We start from the raw sequence: 23,318 nt of genomic DNA on the forward strand, positions 1-23,318 counted from the left end.
CTTTCAATTGCATCAATTGCCATTCTTACACTAATCGATGCTTTTTAGGTTGCGCGATAAGCGAAAGGTTTAGCAAAAGAAGCGCATTGAGCTATTGAGTTAGCTCAGTGCTTGAAGAGGAAGTTTACATCATCACCAAACTCGCCGTTCCTAAGAACGCAAAGAAGCCGACCACATCAGTTACAGTAGTTAAAATAACAGAACCAGCAAGCGCAGGATCTAACTTAAACTTATCTAGCGTGATAGGAATAAGCACTCCAAACAGAGCCGCCGTAATAATGTTTACAATAATCGCGAGTGAAATTGTGGCGCCTAAAGCTAATGATTGGAACCAAGCTCCAGCAATACCGCCGATGATTAATGACCATAACAAACCATTGATTGAACCAATCCCTAATTCATTTTTTAATAACGCAAAGCGGTTACCAGGGGTGATTTGATTGAGAGCCATCGCACGAACCATTAAGGTTAATGTTTGGCTACCAGCAATACCACCCATAGAAGCCACAATCGGCATTAATACTGCCAGTGCAACCACTTGCGTGATCACATCTTCAAATAAGCCAATTGTCACAGAGGCTAGGATAGCAGTAAGTAAATTAATCCCAAGCCAAACCCCACGTTTTTTCGAACTCTTAATGATAGGAGAGAAAAGATCGTCCCCTTCATCCATACCAGTACCGGCCATCAAGCGAGTTTCGTAAATTTCACGTTGAGTATTAATAGCAAACTGCCAATCTAATTGACCAATTAAGATATTTTCGTCATCAACGATTGCAACACTAGGTACGGCAGAATGCTCAATCGCCTCAATACTTTCATTTAATGGCTGATGAACATTTAACACTAAGCAATCTTCTAGTTTTAGAGTATTAATCTTAACAGAATCATCAGCGGTCAAAATATCTGTGTATTGCACGATACCGTGAAACTTATGCGCTCGGTTAATTAAGTGCATGTATTGATGTGATTGAAATAAATTGGTTTTTAAGAGTTTTTTAGCTCGCCCAACACTGACATTAAAAGGTAATGTTGCAATTTTACGGTCAGCCCAGTGACCGACTTCATCATCTTCGTATTGTTTTGCATCATCATATAAATCTAACTCATCACGGCTGATAAGTTGTAAAGCGAGGCTGAATATTTCATCAGGCAGAGACTCCGCCCACTCGATTAACGATAAGTTATCCAGTTTTGCTAAGGTGAAGTTTAATTCTGCCTCTGACAGTTCTTCTAGAATTGCCACACGAGCATCAGCACGCATTTCAGTTAATACTTCAATGTGCATTTCTAATGGCAAGTGTCGCCATAATTGCACACGGTCATCAACGGGGAAAGATTCTAAAATACGCGCAATAGAACCCGTATCTAACCCATTTTCTACAAATTCACCCAGTAAGCTTATTTGTTGCTGTTGGTCGTCGGCATTGAATAGCGTTTCGAGTTGGAATGATAAATCTTGATGTTCGTTCAATGTCGTACTCCATAGATGGAAGCCTGTTTTCAAAAGGATATATGATTATAGTAATTAGATTTATTTTATTAAACCCTTTAATACAATGATTTATCTGAATGGCTGATAAAATTAAGGACTCCTTAGAGCCCCTAATTGTGTTGTTGTATTTTATAGCGAGAAATTAGACGCTTTTCGTTACCATATTAGGGTTAATTGCCGTGATTTGTTCAATAAGATCGGCTTTGTCGCTTTTTTCTTGCCACACTAAATATAGGGCTTGCTCCATAATTGGTGCGTTTTCAACCACATAAAGCTCACCATTTTCAACACTTTGATTAATCACAGGTGCAGGTAAATAGCCAACGCTTGGGTGGGCTATTAAATAATCTAGTGCCATTCTTGATGAATGAGTGTGCAGAATAGGTGTTTTCTGCAATTCATTTATTTTACTGTGTTGAATAGAAAAACGTGCTCCCCAATCTAAATAAACTAAAGGAAGAGGCTGAATACTGCTAATAGTACAATCGATTTGATTGGAGACTAATTGCAATTGATAATCACGAATTTTACATACACGGATACCATCAATTTTTGGTGGTTCACTGGTAATAAAAAGATCGACACTTTTATCAAGTAATGATTTAGCAAGTTCTTGTCGAGGTATGGATTCTAATCGAAGAGCCAATCCTTGAACGGCATCGTAAATACCGTTTATCCAATCAGAAATGCCATCAAATTCCCAAATGAGCGCACTTGCTCCAATAGTGATCTGAGAGTTGTATTCTTCGGTTAATGCAACATCCTGCTTTGCTCGGCCCCATGTTTGTAAAATAGCTTCAGCATAAGGAAGAAGGCGCTCACCCGCAGCCGTTAATTGAACATTATGGCGCTGGCGAGTAAATAAAGGATTCCCTAGCTGTGATTCTAACTGACGCACACGGAAGCTCACGGCAGATTGTGTAAGAAATAAATGCTCTGCAGCACGTCCAAAATGACGCGTTTTTGTGACTTCTAAGAAGGTTTTAAGCAGATCAGTATCCAATGTTTTCATCTCTTTGATGGTGGTATTGGCCACAATAAAATATTTTAATTGAAAGCGCTAATATTTTTTGTTTTACAAGAGCCTCACTCTGATTTACATATACGTTTTTTGTGGTCACGAAGAAGCATCAATGAGAATAACAGCGAAATTTTATGATGATAAAAACTTCAAGAGAGGTTTTAGCCGTAGTGGTTTTACAATCCGTGAAGCAACGATTCTAGAAACGTATGGTCGAACCATGCAATCTTTGCTAAACGGTGTGTTTACGCCTGAATCAGACGCTGAGCACCGCTTTGTTGAACAGGTAAAGGATCAACCTACGGAGATCTCTGAATTTGCTCAGTGTTGGTTAAAGTATCAAAACAAGATTAACTTTAAACCGAAATTCTATACATTATGTGGTACACAGCGTTCGTCAGGAGACAATTCTGATGATAGTTCTGATGATTCACCATCAGATGATCTTGATTAAGTAACGCTTCAAAACACAATAAAAAAACCGGATATGTTGTATCCGGTTTTTTTGTAACTGAATTTTTCCTATTTCAAGTAAGGCAATAACTCTTTCGCCATAAACGTTGCAATCCATGGTTGCGCTTCAGGTTTTGGATGCAGCCCATCTTTCATCATCCATTCTGGTTTTATGATCACTTCTTCTAAGAAAAACGGCAGAAGAGGAATGTCATGTTTCTCACTTAATGCGGGGTATAGTGATCCAAATGCTTGGCTATAGCGTTTTCCATAGTTAGGTGGCACTTGAATTTGCATGAGTAACGGTTTTGCATTGGCTGCGTTAATTTGAGTAAACATACTCTCTAAATTGGCGTTAATTCTTTGTGGTGGAAAACCTCTCAAGCCATCATTAGCGCCCAATTCGATTAGGACGTAGTTAGGCTGATGCTGCTTCAGAAGGGTAGGTAATCGATCTAAGCCATTTCCTGTTGTATCACCTGAAATACTACCATTAACAACCTTGGTTATTTTACCTAGTTTTTCTAGTTGTAGAGGCAGCAGTGAAGGCCAACTTTGCTCAATTGGCATGTTATAGCCAGCACTCAAGCTATCACCAAGGATAAGTAAGGTTTCGCTATAGGCTTGCTTAACAATAAATAATTGACTGCTCAGTAGAGCAATGAAAAGAGTGAGGATTTTACGCATGTTCAACCTTTAATTAATCGAGTCACAATAGAATAACAGAGTTCACGATTTTGACGTATAAGGATTAGTTAAAGAAGTGTAAAGGAAATTGATGATCGCGAGTCTATTGGGTATACAATACGCGTAATAGCATAAGAACTTAGATAGTAAGAACAACTTCAAAAGGAAAGGATAATGACCACAGCCATAAAAGTGAGTTCAGTAGGAAAATCAGTGATTTCAAATGATGCAGAACTCATCATTTTAAAAAATATCTCTTTTGACGTTCAGTCAGGTCAAAGTGTGGCGATTGTTGGTACATCTGGTGCCGGAAAATCAACCTTAATGACTTTGCTTGCAGGGCTAGATGTTCCGAGCTCTGGTGATATTGAGTTACTAGGACAAAGTTTATCTCAATTGGATGATGAGGCCCGCGCTCAAATTCGCAGTGAATCGATTGGTTTTGTTTTCCAAAGTTTCTTACTTATCCCTTCTTTAACTGCTCTTGAAAATGTCACCTTACCCGCAATTTTGCGTGGTGAAGGCGAGGACATTAACAAAGCAAAACAGTTACTTGCTTCTGTTGGACTTTCTGGACGAGAAACGCATTTGCCATCTCAACTTTCAGGCGGAGAGCAACAACGTGTGGCACTAGCGAGAGCGTTCATGACTCAGCCTCGTATTCTTTTTGCAGATGAACCAACAGGTAACTTAGATCAATCCACTGCGGAACATATTATTGAACTCTTATTTGAGATGAACCAAAAACATGGCACCACATTGGTTCTTATCACTCATGATCCCAAATTGGCAGAGCGATGTGAGCGAACACTTACCATCAATGCAGGGCAGATCCACGAAGAGGTGAAGTGAAATGAAGGAAAAATCATTAGCGCCAAGCTCTTCTCGAAATAGAAAGTCTTCGGGGAAAAATCGAGCGTCTGGCAACAAAATGATATTACGTTGGAGTTGGCGTGAGATCTGGCAAGGACAGTTGTGGCCTGTAATGGCAGCATTAACCTTGATCGTTGCTTGTGTTGTCGCCTTGTCTGCATTAGCGATTCGAGTAGAAAAAGTCATGACAGACCAAGGTCGCTCCATGATGGCGGCAGATCTGGTGTTTAGTTCAGCTAATCCAATCCCTGAACTGATTTTGCAACAAGCGCATGACCAAAATTTAGTGTTATCTTCTCAAGTGCGTTTTCAAACCATGGCATTCAGTGATTCAGGAATGCAGTTGGTGAGTGTAAAATCGGTAGAGAGTAATTACCCACTTCGCGGTGAACTCTTATTAAATGGGGCTGATAACCAAATCCATAGCCAAGTTAAACCGGGAGAAGTGTGGATAGCTGATCGCCTTTTATCGTTACTTGAACTCAATATTGGTGATGTTATTGCCATTGGTGATGCTGAACTGCCAATAAGCGGTGTGATTGAATCAGAACCTGAGTTAGCGTTTAACCCATTTCGTACCATGCCAAGTGTGTTTATTCATCAGGCAGATTTAGATAAAACAGGCGCTATTCAACTGGGCAGTCGTGTTAAATATCGCACCTTATTTAAAGGTAGTGATAGTGCGATATCATTATTGCAAAGTGACTATGAGTTGCAAGCAGGAGAGCGTTGGATAAGCGAAGAGACTCAAGGTCGAACCGCTGATCTAATGCAAAAAGCCAAACAGTATTTGTCACTGACTATCTTGATGGTGATATTAATGGCTTCCGTCACCTTGGTATTAACGTGTCAGCATTATGCGACCAGTCGTGCCAATACGGTAGCAATGTTAAAAAGCATGGGCGCAAGCAAGCAGTGGTTGAAACGTTGGTTATTAAGCCAAGTGGGTTTAATGTTCTTTACTGGTGTGGTTGCAGGCTCGTTAATTGGTCTGGGACTAGAGTTATTATTGCGTATTCCACTGGCAGGGATCTTACCTGAGAATCTACCAAGTTACGGTTGGCAGCCATTTGCGTTTGGTTCTGTCGTTGCGCTGCTTATTGGTTTACCTGCTTTAGGCATCCCACTACTGCGCTTATTAGACACTCCTGCGATAGCGGTACTCCAATCTCAAATAACCGCACCGTCTAAAAAAGGCTTATGGCTAATTGCGGTGCCAGTAGTCGCTTTCTTATTTATGTACGGAAATAACAGCCTAGTCTGGATGGTATCAGTTGGTTTAGTCGTACTGTTTGTCTTACTTGCTGGTATTAGCTATGGTTTAGTGCATCTGTTTGGACGCTTTAAATGGGGTGCAGCGATGACCTTAGCGCTTAGTCGCATTAAACGTTCTCCAAAAAACAGCATGATGCAATTAGCCGCATTGTCGGGTTCATTGATGTTAGTTGCCGTGATCTGGCTAGTAAGAACCGATTTATTGGGCGATTGGCAACAAACGCTTCCACCTGATGCTCCGAATGTATTTGCGATGAACATTGCGCCTTATGAGCAACAAGAATACTTACAAGCATTAGATAATGAAAAGCTAGATAGGTCGGATGGTTATCCAATTATTCGTGGGCGTTTAACTGAAATTAACGGTGAAAGTACTAAAGAGAAAATGAAAGGCGAAGGCCAAGGCTCAGATGCATTACGTCGTGAAATAAACTTCACTTGGCGTGATGAATTGCCTGTTCACAACGAAGTCACAGCAGGTGCATGGACGAAAGAAAATGGAGTATCTGTTGAGCAAGACGTTGCTAATGATTTAGATATTCAAATTGGCGATACGTTGAGTTTTTCGGTAAACAGCCAACTCTTTTCTGCTGAGGTGAACTCTATTCGTGTTGTGGATTGGCAGAGCATGAAACCGAACTTCTATTTTATCTTTACGCCTGATGTGATTGCTGATTTACCTGCCACTTGGTTAGTGAGCTTTAAAGTCGATGGCAACGAAAATACACTATTAAATCAATTAGCCCGTGATTATCCAACCGTGAGTTTGTTGGATTTTAGAACCATGGGTGGAAAAATCCAAGCGATGCTTGCTCAAATCACGTGGTCATTGAGCGTTTTAGCTGGTTTAGGTGTGGTTAGTGGCGTGTTGTTAATATTCACTTTACTGCGTTTGAGTTTGTATCAGCGTCAACGTGAAATTACCCTTTATAGAACCCTTGGAGCAAGCCGTCAGCGTATTAGCCAGACATTATGGAGTGAATATGGGGTCATGGCATTAGCCGCAGGCTTTGTTGCGGTAATGGGCGCAGAGGCAATCGTATTTAGCTTAGTGAAATTGGGCTTTAAACTTGAGCCAACATTGCACATAGGTATGTGGATTGTGTTGCCATTACTTGCCATGATGATTGTATTTATGAGTTTGGTCAGTGTGATAAAACAGTTACTAAAACCGTTAAAGTGAGTATTTATTTCAAGTTATCATATTCAGGTTTTAATTTATATTAAAGCCTGAATTTATTCTTTTATTATGTTTGATTTTTTAAGTGAATCTTTAAATTAATATATACGTAATACCCATCATGTTAATTAAGGCGTTAATGGTTGCGTATTTATTGGTTGCAGTAATGTTTTTTTGTGATAAATTAAAAATAAATCTAGGGGTTGATATAACTAAAAACTAGGCGTAATCTCTAAATGGAAGTTTATTAAACCTACTATATATTTATAACTTTTTTTGAAGTTAGTAATAAAATAAAGTTACAAATATTAATGTAGTTTAAATTTCCATTGGTCTAATTACATTAAAGGTATTTAATTATGAAAAAGAGACATTTTCTATTTACACTAATATTAGCTTGTTCATCAACTTTTGCATTGGCTAACGATCAAGCAGCGAATTATCAAGATGAGTTTTCAAAACCTGTTGATGGGATAAATACGGTAGAGTCAGTATTGAATGCCAGTACTGTTCTTGATGATACGCCAATCTTACTTACAGGGTATTTAGTGGAGTCTTTAGGAAAAGAAGTCTATGTATTTAAAGATGATACTGGTACATTAAATGTCAAAATTGATGGTGATAAAATGCCAACCTTACAAGTGAAACCAAACGACAAAGTGACGCTTAAAGGCGAGATAAATAAAGAACAGAATTACATTATTTATGTAGATAGCATTACTGTTGATTAATAAAAATATGGGCCATTATGGTATTGAAACATATTAGTCCTGTGAGTATGAGAGGCAATACATTACACTGCCTCTCTTGCTTATTTAAAGGATTATTATGAAAACTTTATTTTTAACACTAGCCCTGACTTTTTCTGCGGGCGTTGCTGCAAATACAACGACTGAACCAACGAATATGATTGATGACCAATCAACGGTTGCAAGCACACCTGTAGATATGAAAGCCGTCATGAAAGAGATGAGATTAGAGTATAAGTTAGGTGAGCGAGCGACCTCTATTGAGGAGATGGCTAAAGCCGTTTCTAAATTAGAAGCGTTGATCAAACAGTTAAAGCAAGGCGAATATACCCCAGAAAAACAAGCGATGTACCAAGAAGGGTTTAATAAGTTATCGGCTTCTGTTGCGTTAGTTAAAACAGAGTTAGATGCGGGTGATTTAGAGAAAGCACAAGCGGCACTTGAGCAAGTTGATGAGCTGCGAGTTGAGTATCACAAAAAGCGTAACCCAAGTATTTGGAGTAAGATATTTGGGTAGAAAAGCACTCTTGTGAGTAAAAAAATGGAGCTAATCAGCTCCATTTTTGTTATTTACTATTCTGCGAGATAGAGCGACTAACTATTATACATCTTATCGAAATTCTTCTGATTCCAACCAACCATCACTTGATCACCAATCTTAAGAACAGGGATAGAACGAGCACCCATAGCTTGTAATTCCTTGCGCCCTCGTTGCATTTTTGCATTGGTCAATCTATATGCAATTTTTTTAGAATCAAGGTAACGCTGCGCATCTTTGCAATGCGGGCATTTGTCAGCGACATATAAAACAATGCGTTTCATTATAATCTCTCAGTTAAATCTAGTGATATAAATAGCGTAGCTTACACAAATAGGTATGGGAAGAGTTTACGTCGCTCTTCTGCTGTTAACGCTTCTACTCGTGCAATGTTTGTATCTGGAATAGCTTCAGGGTTAGGGTAGTGTTTTAATACCTTTTCCATGCTCTCTTCACGAATAAGGTGAAGAACTGGATATGGAGAGCGATTTGTTAAATTCTCATCATCTTCAGGTTCAGCACCGCCAAAGCAGTAATCAGGGTGGAAAGTGGCGATTTGGTAAATACCTTCCCATTCTTGTTGTTTGATAAGCGCATCAACCCAATCTAAGAAGAAGTTATAATCCATAAAATCTTGCAGCATATTAGGGATAGCAACTAGGGTTGTTTCTAACTCTTCAGCAGTTTTAGAATCTAAGTTCATCAGTTCTTGTAGAATATCTTCAAGCAAGACCTCTTCTGTTGTTGCCTCAGATACAAAAATTTTGATTTGTTTATTACGGTTTGGTTTTGCGGCAAAAGGACAAAGATTAAGGCCGATAACCACATCTTCCAACCATTGTTGAACGTCTTGCTCGATTTTTTGAATACTCATATCTGACTTATTACTACTCTTGTTATTTTCAGCAAGAATAACAGATTATTCATTTATTTTCTGTAATTAGAAAGACTAAAATTTATCTACATAAATCGAAAATAAGGAGTTCCAATTGAGGTTTGATTGAATAAACCTTCCTCAAATTTATCTGCAGTGATTGGTTTTGAATATAGGTAACCTTGAATTGAGTCGACACCTTCAAGCGTCACAAATCGTTCTTGATTATGATTTTCAATACCTTCAACAACCACTTTTAGCTTCAGTTTTTTAGCAATATTAATCATCGCACACACAATATTTTGATCGTTAGCGCAATACTCAACATTTTCAATAAAACTCTTGTCAATCTTGAGTGTATCAAAAGGGTATTTTTTAAGGTATTGAAATGAGGCATAACCTGTCCCAAAATCATCAAGTGCGATAGATACACCCATATTATGAAGTTGAGTTAATGTCTCAATAGCCAAAGCTTCGTCGGCAATTAATCCGCTTTCCGTGACTTCTAATTCAAGGTTTTTAGGTGGTAATTTATAAAGGTTTAATAATTGTTTAACGTGTTGTACAAAATGGGGATCTTTTAGTTGAACGGCAGAAATGTTCACTGCGGTTACTAAATTTGGAGAATGCAAAACCCATTCTGAAGTTTGTTGAATCGCGTTTCTTAATGCAAAGTTACCGAGCTCATAAATGAGGCCATTTCGTTCAGCAAGTTGAATTAATACTTCATTAGAAATGGCCCCTAATTGAGGATGATTCCAACGTAATAAGGCCTCACTACCTACCCAACGTTTTGTATAGGGACACACTTTTGGCTGGTAGCTCAAAAAGAGATCATTATTACGTACTGCTTCTAGCAGATAGGTTTCAATTTTATGCTCAGATAAACTTGATTTAATAGGCAAAGAACGGTCTGAAATAGTAAATGTTTTACCTAAACTTTGGCATTCAATAACCGTATTGTAGGCACATTTAAGCAAGTCGTTTCTAGACGTATTCTCTTTAGAGTGAACCGCACCGATATAACTTTGTAAATGTATTTTAGCCTCATTATTTGAAAAGCAAGCTTTACCAATTTCGGACAGATGTTGACAAAGTTTCGGTAACTTTTTCTTATCAGCATGGATAATTAACAGAATGTCTGAAGAGTCCAAACGGCCAGTGACTGAGGTGTCTGTTATCTTGGTTAATTTAGAACGATATTCTGTCAATAAGTGATCAAATGTAGAGTGCCCATGCTCTTGTTGTATCGTTCTGCTGTTCGCAAAGTGGATATGTAATAAAACAAATTTTTGATTATTGTTAATGAGTTTATCTATATGGCGGTATAAAGCGAAAGCATTAAGGAAACCAGTCCCAACATCATGATTTTTATGGTATTTGACTTTTTGCTCAGCCGCTCGTCGGCAATCAATTTCATTCGCAAGTTGGCTATTTATTTCATTGATGCGTTTATTGTTCTCTGTAATTTCTAGTTGCAGTTTCTTATGGTTATGCAGAAGTTCAGTATGTTGGAATAAAATATTGAGTTGAGCTTCAATGGATTTTTGATAGGTTTCTAATAAATTTTGATACTCAGGAGCAAATGTATTTTCTTTGCTATCAAGGATACAGATGGTGCCAAAAGGCGTATCGTCAGGCCAAAAAAGAGGCAAGCCACAATACGCAATCATGTTTAATGCTAAGTCAGGGTTATTATCCCAATTAGGGTCGTTAAGTGCATTAGGAATGATCAGCTTTTGTCTGTGCTCCAAAACATGTTTGCAGTATAAGTTTTGATGTAATGCTTCTTTATCACCGACTGAATATGGGTTTTCTAACGACGCATTGGCTGCGAATACTTCAATTTCCTGTTCATGAATACGCATAACAAGAGCAACAGGTACCTGAGCAAGTTCAGCAAGAACATTTAGCATGGTTTGCCAATCTTGCTGAATTTTTTCAGGAATAATAATCGAAGACGTTAAAGGCTTCTGCATTGTCTAAGGTACCTAGCAACCAGTAAATAATATAGTGTTCATATTATCAGCTAACGATAGGCTCTGTAGGTCTCATTTTTAATACTGTGATCTCTTACATTTATTGTCATTCTTAATTGATGTGATTATTCAGCCAACTTAACATCATTGACCACGAGCAAAAAACATCACTTTTACAGTCATTAGTAGGATATACATGTCTGATTTTATCCAACTGGAAATTGAGCTAAGAGAAAGTGCATAGCTATGATCAAATCCCACTTTAGATCGTACATCTTCTATGCATGTATCATAACCCTGGTTTACTTGGGCAAGCCCTGTAATTCCAGGTAAAACGCCATAGGTACGTTCACTAAAATAAGGGATTTCTTGCTCAAGTTTATTATAAAATGTCGGTCTTTCTGGCCTTGGCCCAACAAGAGACATGTCACCATTTAATACATTAAAAAACTGTGGCAATTCATCTAACCGTGTTTTTCTTAAAAATTTACCAACGAGAGTTACTCTTGCGTCCCCTTTAGTTGCTAATGTTGCTCCTGTTACTACTTCGGCATCCTGGATCATGCTTCTGAATTTAATCATTTCAAACACATCCACTTGGTCTGGCATTGCTTTGCCAACTCGTAATTGGCGGTAAAATACGGGGCCTTTTGAATTTAGTTTGATAGCCAAGGCAATAAAAGGAAATAAAGGAAGAGTAAGTAATAATCCAATCAGCGATAAACTCACATCAAAAATGCGTTTAGCGCGAATAATCGGTTGGTTAACTGTGTAATAAGAATCCATCATGATCAGCTCCTTTTATTATTTGCGTACACGAGTCCAAGAAGATTTTGGTTTATTGAACAGATAGTTAAGACCGCCAAGAAAATTAGCAGTATGGCCAATGACAAAATAAGTTAAGGTTTGGCAATATTTATTGGAGAAAATACGAGGGAATATAAAGCCCATAAGAGCGATACCATACCCAAGAGTTTGCCCAATAAATGCGATAAAAAATAGTGGATTGGATAATAGCAAGACTGAACCAATATAGGCTGATACCATAAAGTAAGGCATGGTAAATCGAAGCCCTTTGCCTGAGAAAAAGGTAAAGGCAGTCCCCTTATATTTTGGGCTAAGTAAAGGAAATAAACGCAATAGTTGTTGAAAATTTCCTGCTGATATTCTTAGTCGTCGCGCAAAGTCTTCTTCTTGCATTACATGCTCAAGTTCTAATGCTCGAATACTCGGTTCGTAAATCGCACGGTAACCTTGTTCTACGATTTTCATTGGTAAAATAAAGTCATCATTAATCGTATCGTCATCTAAAGTGACAAATAATTCAGATCTAAAGAGATAAAATGCGCCGTGTGATCCTAGACTTGAGCCTAGTGTCGCCTCTTGTTGTTTAATTCTGGTTTGGTATTCCCAATAATTCTTTTCGCCTTCAGAACTTGGAACCAGTAAATGATAGGTTGGGTTAACCACACCAACGCTTGGGTTTTCAAAGTGTGTTGCTGCAATTAATAGTGCGTCGTAAGAAAGCAGTGCAGAAACATCACTGAGCGCAATAATATCGCTACTGTATTGAGGAATTAATTGGTTAAGTAATGCCACTTTTCCTTGGTTATTTTCAAATGATAATATTTCGATATGCACATCCGAACAAATAGCCTCTTGTATCGTATTTTGAGCAATAGATACTGTATTATCTGTACAACCATCACAAGCAATAATAATGGTGAGCTTGCTGGATGGGTAATCGATGCATGCGATGTTTCTAATTTTATCGGCTATCCATTCTTGCTCATTGTAGGCAGGAATAATCATCGTAATTGTTGGCAGTATGCGATCTTTATTCGATTGATGAAACCCTCTTGGCGTTATTTTTACACGGTTATGTGGGTGCTTTTTTGAAAACCAATATAAGAATACTGGATACAAAGCATGATGATATATAACAGCAATAATACTGATAGAGGTTACGATGATAAGAAAGTTATTCATATAGTCGCTCCTGGAAAGTAAAGGGCTTCATACGCACTTGCCATAGATTTTGCATTGTTATGTTTGAGAATAAATTCTCGTGGGCTGCCCTGGAAAGCTCTTTTGGTTATATCATTGATAGCGCAAGTTAAAGTTATAGGTAAATTACTGTTTACTAATTGGCTGTGTTGGGGGCATAGAGTTTCAGATACTCCACCGACATTATTGGCCACGCAAGGAATGCCACAGGATTGCGCTTCTAAGGTTGATAGTGGAAAGCCTTCGTTATTTGAAGGTAGGCAAAATAGATCTAATGCTTGATAGAAGGTTGGCATATGGTCTATATGACCAAGAAAATGAACTCTGTCTTCTAGTTTGTACTGTATGACTAAATTGTGTAAATATTCTTTTTCCCCTCCTGAGCCAGCAAGAAGTAAATGATATTTTTTATCAAGAAAAGCCATAGCCTCAATGAGGTTTGATTGCCCTTTAATTAATTCTAAACGAGCGGCATTACCCACAACAATAGCGTTACTTGGTAGGTATACACCTAGTGCTTTCCGTGCTTCTATTTTATTTCCAATATTGAATTTATAAGGGTCAATTCCGTTTTTTATCGTATAAATAGGGTAGCTTTGGAAGACAGTGTTTAAGGTTTTTTTTACAAAATCAGCATCAGCGACCAATGTCGGTTTAGACAAAAAGAGAATTAGCTTTTGTATGTAACGATCTTTTTTTTCATTTAAATGCCAAGCATCATGTTCTGTATGAATATGTTGAACTTTAGTATTTAGTTTCGCTGCCAAGCCAGAATATAGCATAGGGCCAATATGGTGAGAATGGACTACATCGACATTATATCGAGTAAAAATACGGACGAGTTGTTTTATTACTTTTACTGATATACCTGGAGCTTTATCTAAACAGATTATCTGCTCTTGATATTGAACCAATCTTGGCCAGCGTTTAATTGTGCTAAGGAGTTCACCTTCTAAGCTCACTACCATAATGCGGTAATTTGGATTAGTAAATGCCAACATATCTAACACCATAGTTTCTAGCCCTCCAGGGGAAAGATGCTGAACAACATGAACAATTGTTTTCATAGTAAGCTCCTTATTCTTATTTGTTTTAATAGAATTGCAGAGTTTGTGCCATAAGTTTTAGTGTTAATTTTCAATCTGTTATGTGTTTATTTTTATTGATTTGCAAATTGAGAATGAATATAGAAATCGTTTTGATGAAATTACAATTAATTTGAAAATGGACGTGACGTATAGTTGCTATTGAGTGTCGGCTGTTTATCTTTGAATAGGTGAAAGCATTTAACTGGTTGAGGTGGAATACGACTTAAGACAGGTGCATCACTTAACTTCTGTATTTCATCTCTTCTTCGTATTGTGGTATCACATAGTTCAGCAATAACGGCCATTCCTATGCCAAGGCCAATACCTCCAATTAACCCAGCAATAGCAAAGAGAATATTAGGTAAGTTTGACGGACTGTTTGGTTTATAGGGCCTATCTATTATTTTTACCCGCTTTTCTTGCTCAAAGACACCAAGAGACCGAGTGAGTTTTGCCATCTCAAATCGTTCTACTAAGTCGTTGTATAGTTCTCGCTTTAAAACAAGATCTCGTTGTAACTGATATAACTCTTTTTCATTCTCACCAAATTGCGAGGCTTGTTCTTCAATATCCTTGATCATGCTTTCAAGAACTCGTGTTTCTTCACTTAAGGCATCGACTTTACTAGTGGCTTTTTGTAGCTCCTCAAGTTGAGAGAGTAAAATGGGTGGCGCTTTGGCTAGATCTTCAACGCTGTTGCTGCTGGCGATATCCCACAGCTGTTCGCTACTTAAACCGGGTTGAGTTTGAGAGAGTAGACGAGCTCGTTCTTCTTCTAATCGATTTAGGTTTCTTAGTTTTCCTTGAACTTTACTGTGTTGAGGCGTGTATTTGGCTTGAAGTAGTGTTAACTCTCCACGAATTCGAATGATTTGTTCTTCTATTTTCCCAATAACTGGATTGGTTTTTGATAATTGTAAGTCAATAGAGCCTAAACGTTTTTCTGCACCAGCAAGTTCTGCTTTGCGTTCATATAAACGCTGTTTTAGTTTAGTTAAGCGATCTAAACTGGTGATTTGCATTTCAGGAAGAATGGTATTTTCTCGGCTCTTAAATTCCGCTAATCTTCCTTCTGCAAGGTCTAATTCTGCTCGGCGTTGATTTATATTGTCTGATAGGAATTGACTTGAGTCTGCCATAGATGATCGCTCTGGCGCTAATAATTGCTCGGTAAAATGACGACTTACGGCTTCTAAGGTCTCTTTCATACCTTCAGGGTGGTTAGATTGATAATCAATGCGAATTAAATCCTTCCCCGCCATGTTGACCGATAAGCTATTAGATAGGCGAGCAATGGCATTATCAATGGCTTGAGGTGACATTGATTCATGAACGTAGCCTCTTTCTTTAGCGACGAGTCCTAAAATATGTCGACTATGCAATAAGGTTTGTAGTGAGCTTAAACGTTCTTTTAACATGGTTGATACTGCTAAATCCTCAAGAAAAGGATTCATTTTTGCGGTTTCTTGAATAAGCATACTGGTGTGAGAGTCGTAGTATTTTGGCGCTAATTTACCAATGACGAATCCGATGAGTGGCATCAATAAAATAGGAATAGCGATCAGATAGCGACGACGCCATGCTGATTCAAACATAATAAGAAAACGTTGGCTTAATGTGATCATAATGCCTCCAACCAAGTCTCAAGTTGCTTAGCTTTTGCTTGCCATGTATGTAACTTGATGAGCTGAGCTTGCTGTTGTATTTGTTTGCTACGTGCCTCTGTATTGTATTTTAACCATTCTTGCTGAATTGAATTTAATGCTAAGTTGAATTCAGCCACCGAATTTACAGTGTGAATCGCTGATTTATAAGGGCGTAACGCCGGAAAATCAGTACTGATAATGGGTGTTCCTGTTGCTAGATATTCTAATAATTTTAATGGATTACAGGCTCTTATTTGCTCGTTATCGACAAATGGCAATAGACTCACTTGCCAATGTTGGCTGTAACGTGGCAATTGGCTATGAGGTTTTGGTCCCATAAGATGTACATTTTCACGTAGTGTTATTGGGTTATAAGCTAATTCATTTTGCCCTATAAAAACAAAGTGCCAATCTGGATTAATTTCAGTGACTTGGTTAATTAACTCATAGTCGAGCCACTTTGATAAGCTGCCATAAAATCCAGCAATGGGTCTGCTATCTTTAGGTAAGTCTTTTGCTCGAAAAACGGGTTGGTTAAATAAAGTAAAATCGACACCATGAGGTAAGAATTGTACTTTTTCTTCAGGAAATTTATGGCATAGCGTTGGGCTCGCCGCGAGAATTAGGTCTGATTTTTGTATGAGTTTTTGTTCATGTTGAAGAACAATGTCATGATCAACACCAGCCAATGCACCAAAATCATCTCCGCAGTAATAGACAATGCCTGATTCCCCTAAACTGCCACAAACATCAGCAACAGTAGGAAGAGAAGTCCATAAGATTGGACGGTGAAGCTGGGCTTTTTTTATGATCGGTTTTAATTGTTTAACGATTAATTTTTTGGCTACCCATCGAGCAAACTTTCCTTTTGGTGCTGGAATGGTTTTGATATTAATCGTTTGAAATGGCGCAGAATGAGTTTCTTCTTCAGTATTTGTGCTCGCTTGTGTCAGTTTAGTCCAGACACGTTTAATATCATGTAAAGACCAATTAGGTTGACGCAACCCAATGGAGTTTATCCAAATCACTTTACGAGTCAGTGACAGTTGTTTAATTAAATGTTGGGTACTAGAGGGTAATCCCCCCCAATCTTCGCCAAAAACAATAAGATCACGCTTCATAATTAACTTCCTCTTTGTTAGTACTTGAGGTTGTTATTGACGAGCTTATATCTAGAGGTTTAATGACTTTTGCCGGATTTCCTCCAGCTAACACAAAGGGGGGAAGACTTTTGGTTACCACGCTGCCAGAGGCAACAATGGTACCTTCACCCACCGTCACATTACCAATGATGCTAACTCGAGAACCAAGCCAGACGTCTTTTTCTAAAATAATGTCACCGACTTGGCTGTCTAAATCGGCTTTACCACGTGCTCGTTCTATAGGATCAATAGGGTGACCTGGGTATCCACATAGGAAACCTTGTCCTGCAATACGTACATTATCGCCAATCACCACTTTATTGCCAACCGCAATGGTGGTTTGCCAACAAATATCGACATTATTACCTACGGTGAGAGTGGGGTTAGCTGAGTTTGTACGACCACTAAAGGTAGTTTGCCCTGAGATGCGGCAATCATTACCAATGCTCATGGTGAGAGGACCACTAAAAAATGGTAGACCGCCGTATAGCAGAGTTCGTTTACCATAGCTATTTAATCGCCCTTTAAATGCAGGAACATAAAATACCAGATGAGTAAAAGCTTGCCATTGAGTAATGATGGTTTTATGTAGCCCATAAAAGAGCTTATTAAGTATTTGAGGCGTTGGTAGCTCAAAGTGACGAATGGCTTTAGCAATGTGAAATAGCGTTGTTGCTAATGGACTCTCACCATTTTTTAGCCATTGCTTTAGGCGATAGACAGATAATGTACTCATAATGGCATTCCTTTTTTTGATAACTCTTATTAAGAGTGTTTCATGGATTGTGCCAATTATTTTTTTATTGTTTTTCAGTGCCTTATCAGTTTGTTCTTTTGATTTTTCTCATTTTGAGAATCGTTTTGATGTATTAATTTTTTCCTGTTTTGATTCTATTTTTGTTAGCGCTATTTCACTGGTTTTTGTCACAGCAACCACTAGGGCTGCGAGGATATAAATAGGCCAATTAAAACCTTGAGTTAAAAATGTCCCTGATACAATAGTGCCAATTAAACCTGCAAATATAGCTTGAGCACTGGCGTAAATGGCTGGATTTATTTCATTTTTTACCGCTTTTACTGTTTGAAGTGTACGGTTAGCACTCTTAATCAAGACGACAATTAAACTAACAAAGACAGAAAGACCAAGAAAACCTGTTTCAGCAAGTACGCCAAACCAAGTACTATGAACTGCATGATTTAAGCCATCCCAATGAGGGCTGTAATAAAAGTAGTTAGAGTAAAAATTATCTAATCCAACTCCTGTAAAAGGATTGCTCACTGCCATTTTAAAAGCGGCTTCCCATGCGTATAAACGTCCCATTGCAGATGCATCAACCCCTGCTTCTGCTGCACCTCCAGATGCTCTATCTGAGATCCCAGCAACCACAAATAAAATTCCACCAGCAATCACAGCTATCGTCATTAATAGCACTTTTGATTTGATTCTTTGTAATCCATAGATCCCAAAGACAGCAATCATGCCTAATAATCCACCTCGACTTTGCGTGGCTATGATGGCCCAAAAGAGAATAGGGATAGCGATAAAGCCGATTATACGTTGACGCCAAGGCAACTGATGAGTCACTAATAAACCAACAGCAAATGAGGTAGGGAACATCAATACAAGAGCAAGATCATTGGGGTCACCAAGCATAGAGCCAAACTCTCGTCCAATAGTGACACGAGTTCCCTCTACTAGTCCAATACCTCCAAGTTTGTTTTGAATAGCAACGATACCAACTAATGCTCCTGCAATGGTGATGGCTTTTAAGGTGAATGCAATTTGTTGTGGCGTTCTTACTAATATAGCGATAGCAAATGTCATTAATATAATCTTCCAATAGATATTTTTAAAATACTCAATGGCAAGAGGGCGATTGCTAGAAAATACGACACCAACAATAACTATTAATAAGAAGAAAGTAAGAAAAGTGAACTCTTTACACCAAAACAGTTTAATTTGACGAGTGACTCCAACTTGCCAGATAAGAGCTGTGAGTGATCCGAGTGAAAGAAATAATGGGATCTTTAAAGAGTAAAGCTGTGGAAAAACTTCATGTATGCGGAAAAAAGAAAAAATCACAAAAAAAAGCACAATAATAAATGGACGATTAAGAGTGTAAAGTGCGGCAAGTGCAAGGATACTTAAACTAATAATCCAAGAAGGATGAGGATAAAAGTACCATATCCCCCCTATAAGTAGTGAGCAGACAATTGCTGCAAACCATTGTAGAGGTTTTGATTGAAGTGGTGCGTCATTTATATTCATAAGTATTTTTCGCTTTCTTCACATTCAGCCAGTGTAATTAACTTCAATTGAGAAGCAAAAATGACAATAGATGCTGTGCATAAGACTGCCATCATTAGCTGAATACCAACAGAGAACGAAGAAAGACTAAGTGCAATGGACACGCTGGTAATCAGCAATAACACGCTTAATTTTCCCAATGAGTAAGGTAATGGATGAGCGCTCTGAGAGAGTATAAAGGTGAGGATTACTCGTATCGTTTGAGCTAAGATTAGGGAGGTAATGACGCCACTCACGCCGTAAATAGGAGTAAGAATTAGAATAGCAATCATGCCAAGCCCTGTGGCTAAACTATTAATCCATAATAATTTTTTAGTCTGTTTTTCAGCTAATGCACCAAGGTTGATTAATTCGTTTAATTCCTTAATTGCTGAAACGATGATCAAGGCAACGGCGATAGTTTTGGCTTGTTGGTAGCTTGCTGGCATTAACGACTCAATTAATATTGGAGCTAGGTAGCAAACTAAAACGGTTAATCCACACAGTAAAACAAGGCTGCTTTGGGTCATTTTAGCGGTAATTGCTTTTCCGCGTGATTGTAAATAGTCAAAACGTTTAGGCATCCACCACATACAAAAGGGCTGCATTAATAAGGTTAATGCTAAGGCAAATTTTAGGGCAACAGCATACAGAGCAAGCTCAGAAAGGCTTGTGTTCTCAGCTAACACCCATCGTTCAAATCCATTTAATCCAAAAGCGACTAAGCCACTGGTCATCAGAGGTAAGCAGTAAGGAATACAAAGAGTCATCATTTCTTTGTTAAATAGATAAGCAGTATTATGTACTTTTTTGTTCTGTTTGGTTTGTAGATAGACAAGTACAACGACTTGCATAGCAGCACTGATAAAACCAGCGAATAGAATAGCAGTAACGCCATAACCCTGATAAAGCACAATTACGGTTAATGCAGCTTGAAGCAAAGCTCGGCCAGTGGTTAAGTAAAAGAACAGTTTGGCTTTTTCTCGCATTCTAAATGAAGCAAGTACAACGGCAACCATGCCTTCAAAAGCCAATGGCATTAATAACAACTCTAACTCAATGGTATCGGCGTATTCTGGTTTCCATTCACTGATAAAGGGGCTAAATAACCAAATGATAGGTAAAGCAATTGCACCGACAATCATAGTAAGGGTAAATATTTCACCTGTGATCCGTCGTTTTTGATGTGGATCTTGCTCTGCACCAGCAAAGCGATACAGTGCTTCATGTAGCGATAATCCTAAAACTACGCTTAATATCATTGCAAAGGTTGATAATAACTCTAAGCGTCCTAGCTCATGTTGAGATATGTGATTAGCAATATAAGGCAGCATAAAAAGAGAAACCCCTTTCATTAATACAATGCTGCTGCCATAAAGTGCCATGTTCTTTAATGCGGGTGATAAAGAAAGTAATTTCATTGTTTCACCTCATTTAAAGCCAGTGAGGTAATCGAGCGTTTTTCCATGGCTAATTTAATTGGTAAATAGCACTTTTCTGCTTGATAGCCTTGAGATAGGTGTGCACCTGATTGACCTAATTGTGTAATGAGATTTAGATTACCATTTGCTATTGATAGCTGATGCTGTAAGGAGCTCATGTCATTAGGTTTGTATTTAAGGCAATTTTTATTGTGAGTTAATATTAAATCCCAAAACGCACCATCAGAAGGAATTACCACACACATCCCAGCCATAAGCGCCTCTAAAATTGAAAGTCCAAAAGGTTCTTGATGACTGGTAGAGACAAATATATTGGCCTCAGAGCGTAAGGTGTCTAAGTTTGTTGGTTGGTGGTGCCAAGTTATTCCTTCTATATCTCTTGGTGCTTGAGTTGTCGGTAGTGCGTTGTTTTCAGGAATTAAATAACAAATAGTGGTTGGAGCGCGCAGTTCAAGGTTTGTGGCTTCTATCGTGTCTAATAGCAAATCTAACCCTTTCCATTTTAAAAGGGATGCGGCCCAAAATAGCTGTGGTGATTGATACTGGCATGGTGTAGGACGGTTTTTCTCACTTATCCCATTCACAAAGGGCTCAAAGTGATGGGTCGCCAGTAATTGTTCTTGTTTTTCTATTTGGACTGATGCGATCTCTTTTCGCCATACCTGCTTAAGTGCAGCAAGCAAAGAGGGATAAGCACTCTGAAGATAAAAAACGTGTTCAGCATGACAAAGGCATAACCCAATGGAGCGAGATAACCCTACCGGGCCATGAACAAGTTGAGTAACTTGATAACCAAAAAACCACTTCATCATGTAAATAGGCATATCAATACCAGGGCCAGACGCACCGACAGCAACATCAATTTTTCCACAAAATAAACGGATGTAGAGTAACCACAAACAGAAATACAATTGTCGGAACCAGTAGCTTTTTCCATATTCAGAAATCGGTAGCCAACTAGGGTGTCGCATCTTAATAATGTTTACATTTCTTAATAACCAAGAGCTTGGGTTTGCTGTTAGTATTGTGATCTTATTATTGTTACGATCAAGCAAATCTAGCATCTCACGGGTGGCGATTTTTGATCCCCCGGTATAAGTAATTGGGTCAAGGACTAAAATATGATTCGATTTATTCATGATTTATCTCCTTGTTTAGGAAGATCTTTAGAACTTGAACTTGAAGAGAAGACCTTACCAATTAATAGGTTAGATATATAAGCTAGATTTGAGAATACAGGGTGAAGCGCTTGTGTTAATGGATGTGCATAGTGGGTAGTTGCCGTTGTGCTTAGTTGTTCTTCATACACAGCTTCAAATTGTTTGGTGTATTGTGAGAGAGAAAAATAGCGGTAAACGGTTTCTTTTCCTTTTCTGCCCATCTGCTCAGCAAGGTGAGGGTTATGAATAAACACCATAATCGCTTTGGCAAAAGAATCACTGGCTTCTGGTTGGGTTAGTAACCCGGTTTCATAGTGGCTGATTACCTCTGGAATTCCACCAACCATAGGTGCAATAACGGGTAATTGAGCTAATGAGGCCTCCACTAACGCTAAGCCAAAAGCTTCATCTCTTGCCCCACTTATGTAGGCGTTAATGTTGCTTTTTAATAGGCCGACTACATTGCATTGTTCCCCTAAGAAATGCACATTGTTGTTTAAATTCAGTTGTTTTACTTGATCTTCAAGTTGGGTTCTTTCTTCCCCTTCGCCAATAATAACGAGATGGATGTTAAGCATAACAGCATCAATTTTATTTAGGCTTTCAATAATTAAATCAACACCTTTTCTATGAATTAGTGACCCTGAAGTTGCAAGCACAAAGGCACTCTTATCAATATTTAATTGGTCACGTAATAATGTGGGTTGTTGAGTATTTAGCTTGTTGGTATTTATGCCATTTGGGATTGTCGTTATTCCATTTTTATCATAGCCATCTTGTAATAAACTCTGACCAATCGCATCGCTGACAGTTACCAATTTAGGGCTAAGATGAATGCCTAAACTTAGGCGGTCACGCAATGGATATTGAGTGTGAAGGTGGGTAACTAATGGCGTTTTAGTATGACGAGCGACCATATTCATCCACTGACATGGAGCTGCGCTATTACAGTGAATTAAGTCGACCTGATGGTGCTTAATTATCTCTTTTCCTTGTTGATAGAAATCGTGCCAGTTTAAGAAAGAGAAACGAGGGGCTTGCCATCCAAGTAATAAAGTAAAGGGAGTTACATAACTCGCACTTAATTGCTTTTCAACCTGATCAACAAGGCGCTGGTGGTTACACCATAAAATACACTCATATTTTTGGTGATTAATGCTTTTAATTAGATTAATTAAGCAGACTTCAGAACCACGGATCCAATCATCACCATAATGAACAAACAGTAAGGTTGTTTTTGTTGTATTTTCCATAGCACACCTTCCTCGCATTCTCTCTGATATAGGAGATAGAGCAAGGGCAGTGCCAGATTGTAATTGTTTTTATTTTATTGATCTTTAAAGGGAATTGTTTGATGTGCAAACCAGTGTTCTCAAATTGAGAATCTATTTATCAATTTGAGAAAAGAGTTAAGAAAGAATT

Annotated in this window: 21 protein-coding genes; 5 read left to right on the forward strand and 16 right to left on the reverse strand. The window is 38.3% G+C overall.

Features of this window, described 5'->3' with window-relative positions; translation table 11 throughout:
• Positions 1–124: 124 nt before the first annotated feature.
• Both PVK71_RS03770 and hdfR read right to left on the reverse strand, forming a co-directional pair.
• A complete protein-coding gene (locus PVK71_RS03770) occupies positions 125–1,474 on the reverse strand; it encodes a magnesium transporter (RefSeq protein WP_274417640.1) in 1,350 nt (449 codons plus the stop codon).
• 163 nt (positions 1,475–1,637) lie between these two features.
• Positions 1,638–2,498, reverse strand: coding sequence for an HTH-type transcriptional regulator HdfR (gene hdfR, locus PVK71_RS03775; protein ID WP_167512746.1), 861 nt, complete (start codon positions 2,496–2,498; stop codon positions 1,638–1,640).
• A gap of 130 nt (positions 2,499–2,628) precedes the next feature.
• Here hdfR and PVK71_RS03780 point away from each other — a divergent pair, with 130 nt between their 5' ends.
• On the forward strand, positions 2,629–2,970 hold the full coding sequence (locus tag PVK71_RS03780) for a DUF413 domain-containing protein (protein WP_130044846.1): 342 nt from the start codon (positions 2,629–2,631) through the stop codon (positions 2,968–2,970).
• 68 nt (positions 2,971–3,038) lie between these two features.
• Here the strand turns inward: PVK71_RS03780 and tesA are convergent, their stop codons facing one another.
• Positions 3,039–3,656: a multifunctional acyl-CoA thioesterase I/protease I/lysophospholipase L1 gene (tesA, locus tag PVK71_RS03785; protein ID WP_274417639.1), complete on the reverse strand. Its 618-nt coding sequence runs from the start codon at positions 3,654–3,656 to the stop codon at positions 3,039–3,041.
• Positions 3,657–3,827: 171 nt separating this feature from the next.
• Between tesA and PVK71_RS03790 the strand changes: the two genes are divergently transcribed.
• The 4 genes from PVK71_RS03790 to PVK71_RS03805 all read left to right on the forward strand — a co-directional run bounded on the left by PVK71_RS03790 (position 3,828) and on the right by PVK71_RS03805 (position 8,250).
• Positions 3,828–4,508, forward strand: a complete 681-nt coding sequence (locus tag PVK71_RS03790; protein WP_207215657.1) for an ABC transporter ATP-binding protein — start codon at positions 3,828–3,830, stop codon at positions 4,506–4,508.
• Between the two features lies 1 nt (position 4,509).
• A complete protein-coding gene (locus PVK71_RS03795) occupies positions 4,510–6,987 on the forward strand; it encodes an ABC transporter permease (protein WP_443111702.1) in 2,478 nt (825 codons plus the stop codon).
• A gap of 356 nt (positions 6,988–7,343) precedes the next feature.
• Positions 7,344–7,715 (forward strand): YgiW/YdeI family stress tolerance OB fold protein, encoded by a 372-nt coding sequence (locus PVK71_RS03800; RefSeq protein WP_274417638.1) that lies wholly within the window; start codon positions 7,344–7,346, stop codon positions 7,713–7,715.
• 97 nt (positions 7,716–7,812) lie between these two features.
• Complete coding sequence (locus PVK71_RS03805; RefSeq protein ID WP_274417637.1) at positions 7,813–8,250, forward strand: cytochrome b562; 438 nt, start codon at positions 7,813–7,815, stop codon at positions 8,248–8,250.
• 77 nt (positions 8,251–8,327) lie between these two features.
• On the opposite strand, the gene PVK71_RS03810 is transcribed toward PVK71_RS03805, so the two are convergent.
• The 13 genes from PVK71_RS03810 to PVK71_RS03870 form a co-directional block, all read right to left on the reverse strand.
• Complete coding sequence (locus PVK71_RS03810) at positions 8,328–8,555, reverse strand: glutaredoxin family protein (RefSeq protein ID WP_012551652.1); 228 nt, start codon at positions 8,553–8,555, stop codon at positions 8,328–8,330.
• 41 nt (positions 8,556–8,596) lie between these two features.
• Positions 8,597–9,145: a DUF1415 domain-containing protein gene (locus PVK71_RS03815; protein ID WP_130047015.1), complete on the reverse strand. Its 549-nt coding sequence runs from the start codon at positions 9,143–9,145 to the stop codon at positions 8,597–8,599.
• 86 nt (positions 9,146–9,231) lie between these two features.
• The gene (locus PVK71_RS03820; protein ID WP_274417632.1) at positions 9,232–11,124 is read right to left on the reverse strand and encodes a sensor domain-containing phosphodiesterase; all 1,893 of its coding nucleotides are present in this window, start codon (positions 11,122–11,124) and stop codon (positions 9,232–9,234) included.
• A 144-nt stretch (positions 11,125–11,268) separates the two neighbouring features.
• Positions 11,269–11,913, reverse strand: a complete 645-nt coding sequence (locus PVK71_RS03825) for a sugar transferase (RefSeq protein WP_274417630.1) — start codon at positions 11,911–11,913, stop codon at positions 11,269–11,271.
• Positions 11,914–11,928: 15 nt separating this feature from the next.
• On the reverse strand, positions 11,929–13,113 hold the full coding sequence (locus PVK71_RS03830) for a glycosyltransferase family 2 protein (RefSeq protein ID WP_274417628.1): 1,185 nt from the start codon (positions 13,111–13,113) through the stop codon (positions 11,929–11,931).
• Positions 13,110–14,198: a glycosyltransferase gene (locus PVK71_RS03835; protein ID WP_274417626.1), complete on the reverse strand. Its 1,089-nt coding sequence runs from the start codon at positions 14,196–14,198 to the stop codon at positions 13,110–13,112. The genes PVK71_RS03830 and PVK71_RS03835 overlap by 4 nt, the downstream gene beginning before the upstream one ends.
• A 146-nt stretch (positions 14,199–14,344) precedes the next feature.
• Positions 14,345–15,844, reverse strand: a complete 1,500-nt coding sequence (locus PVK71_RS03840; protein ID WP_274417625.1) for a GumC family protein — start codon at positions 15,842–15,844, stop codon at positions 14,345–14,347.
• Positions 15,841–16,986: a glycosyltransferase gene (locus PVK71_RS03845; protein WP_274417624.1), complete on the reverse strand. Its 1,146-nt coding sequence runs from the start codon at positions 16,984–16,986 to the stop codon at positions 15,841–15,843. The genes PVK71_RS03840 and PVK71_RS03845 overlap by 4 nt, the downstream gene beginning before the upstream one ends.
• Positions 16,976–17,743, reverse strand: coding sequence for an acyltransferase (locus PVK71_RS03850; protein ID WP_274417623.1), 768 nt, complete (start codon positions 17,741–17,743; stop codon positions 16,976–16,978). The genes PVK71_RS03845 and PVK71_RS03850 overlap by 11 nt, the downstream gene beginning before the upstream one ends.
• A 108-nt stretch (positions 17,744–17,851) precedes the next feature.
• On the reverse strand, positions 17,852–19,276 hold the full coding sequence (locus PVK71_RS03855) for an O-antigen ligase family protein (RefSeq protein WP_274417622.1): 1,425 nt from the start codon (positions 19,274–19,276) through the stop codon (positions 17,852–17,854).
• Positions 19,273–20,715: a lipopolysaccharide biosynthesis protein gene (locus tag PVK71_RS03860; protein WP_274417620.1), complete on the reverse strand. Its 1,443-nt coding sequence runs from the start codon at positions 20,713–20,715 to the stop codon at positions 19,273–19,275. The genes PVK71_RS03855 and PVK71_RS03860 overlap by 4 nt, the downstream gene beginning before the upstream one ends.
• Positions 20,712–21,875 carry a glycosyltransferase family 4 protein gene (locus PVK71_RS03865; protein ID WP_274417618.1) on the reverse strand — a complete coding sequence of 388 codons (1,164 nt, stop codon included), beginning with the start codon at positions 21,873–21,875 and terminating at the stop codon, positions 20,712–20,714. Before PVK71_RS03865 ends, PVK71_RS03860 begins: the two co-directional genes overlap by 4 nt.
• A complete protein-coding gene (locus PVK71_RS03870; RefSeq protein ID WP_274417617.1) occupies positions 21,872–23,149 on the reverse strand; it encodes a glycosyltransferase family 4 protein in 1,278 nt (425 codons plus the stop codon). The genes PVK71_RS03865 and PVK71_RS03870 overlap by 4 nt, the downstream gene beginning before the upstream one ends.
• Between the last annotated feature and the right edge of the window lie 169 nt (positions 23,150–23,318).

The organism is Aliivibrio sp. S4MY1, from assembly GCF_028765545.1.
Classification (GTDB): domain Bacteria; phylum Pseudomonadota; class Gammaproteobacteria; order Enterobacterales; family Vibrionaceae; genus Aliivibrio.

Coding starts and splice junctions, on each gene's coding strand:
- PVK71_RS03780 (WP_130044846.1), top strand. CDS start 2,629: ATGAGAATAACAGCGAAATTTTATGATGATAAAAACTTCAAGAGAGGT.
- tesA (WP_274417639.1), bottom strand. CDS start 3,656: ATGCGTAAAATCCTCACTCTTTTCATTGCTCTACTGAGCAGTCAATTA.
- PVK71_RS03795 (WP_443111702.1), top strand. CDS start 4,510: ATGAAGGAAAAATCATTAGCGCCAAGCTCTTCTCGAAATAGAAAGTCT.
- PVK71_RS03800 (WP_274417638.1), top strand. CDS start 7,344: ATGAAAAAGAGACATTTTCTATTTACACTAATATTAGCTTGTTCATCA.
- PVK71_RS03805 (WP_274417637.1), top strand. CDS start 7,813: ATGAAAACTTTATTTTTAACACTAGCCCTGACTTTTTCTGCGGGCGTT.
- PVK71_RS03810 (WP_012551652.1), bottom strand. CDS start 8,555: ATGAAACGCATTGTTTTATATGTCGCTGACAAATGCCCGCATTGCAAA.
- PVK71_RS03815 (WP_130047015.1), bottom strand. CDS start 9,145: ATGAGTATTCAAAAAATCGAGCAAGACGTTCAACAATGGTTGGAAGAT.
- PVK71_RS03820 (WP_274417632.1), bottom strand. CDS start 11,124: ATGCAGAAGCCTTTAACGTCTTCGATTATTATTCCTGAAAAAATTCAG.
- PVK71_RS03825 (WP_274417630.1), bottom strand. CDS start 11,913: ATGATGGATTCTTATTACACAGTTAACCAACCGATTATTCGCGCTAAA.
- PVK71_RS03830 (WP_274417628.1), bottom strand. CDS start 13,113: ATGAATAACTTTCTTATCATCGTAACCTCTATCAGTATTATTGCTGTT.
- PVK71_RS03835 (WP_274417626.1), bottom strand. CDS start 14,198: ATGAAAACAATTGTTCATGTTGTTCAGCATCTTTCCCCTGGAGGGCTA.
- PVK71_RS03840 (WP_274417625.1), bottom strand. CDS start 15,844: ATGATCACATTAAGCCAACGTTTTCTTATTATGTTTGAATCAGCATGG.
- PVK71_RS03845 (WP_274417624.1), bottom strand. CDS start 16,986: ATGAAGCGTGATCTTATTGTTTTTGGCGAAGATTGGGGGGGATTACCC.
- PVK71_RS03850 (WP_274417623.1), bottom strand. CDS start 17,743: ATGAGTACATTATCTGTCTATCGCCTAAAGCAATGGCTAAAAAATGGT.
- PVK71_RS03855 (WP_274417622.1), bottom strand. CDS start 19,276: ATGAATATAAATGACGCACCACTTCAATCAAAACCTCTACAATGGTTT.
- PVK71_RS03860 (WP_274417620.1), bottom strand. CDS start 20,715: ATGAAATTACTTTCTTTATCACCCGCATTAAAGAACATGGCACTTTAT.
- PVK71_RS03865 (WP_274417618.1), bottom strand. CDS start 21,875: ATGAATAAATCGAATCATATTTTAGTCCTTGACCCAATTACTTATACC.
- PVK71_RS03870 (WP_274417617.1), bottom strand. CDS start 23,149: ATGGAAAATACAACAAAAACAACCTTACTGTTTGTTCATTATGGTGAT.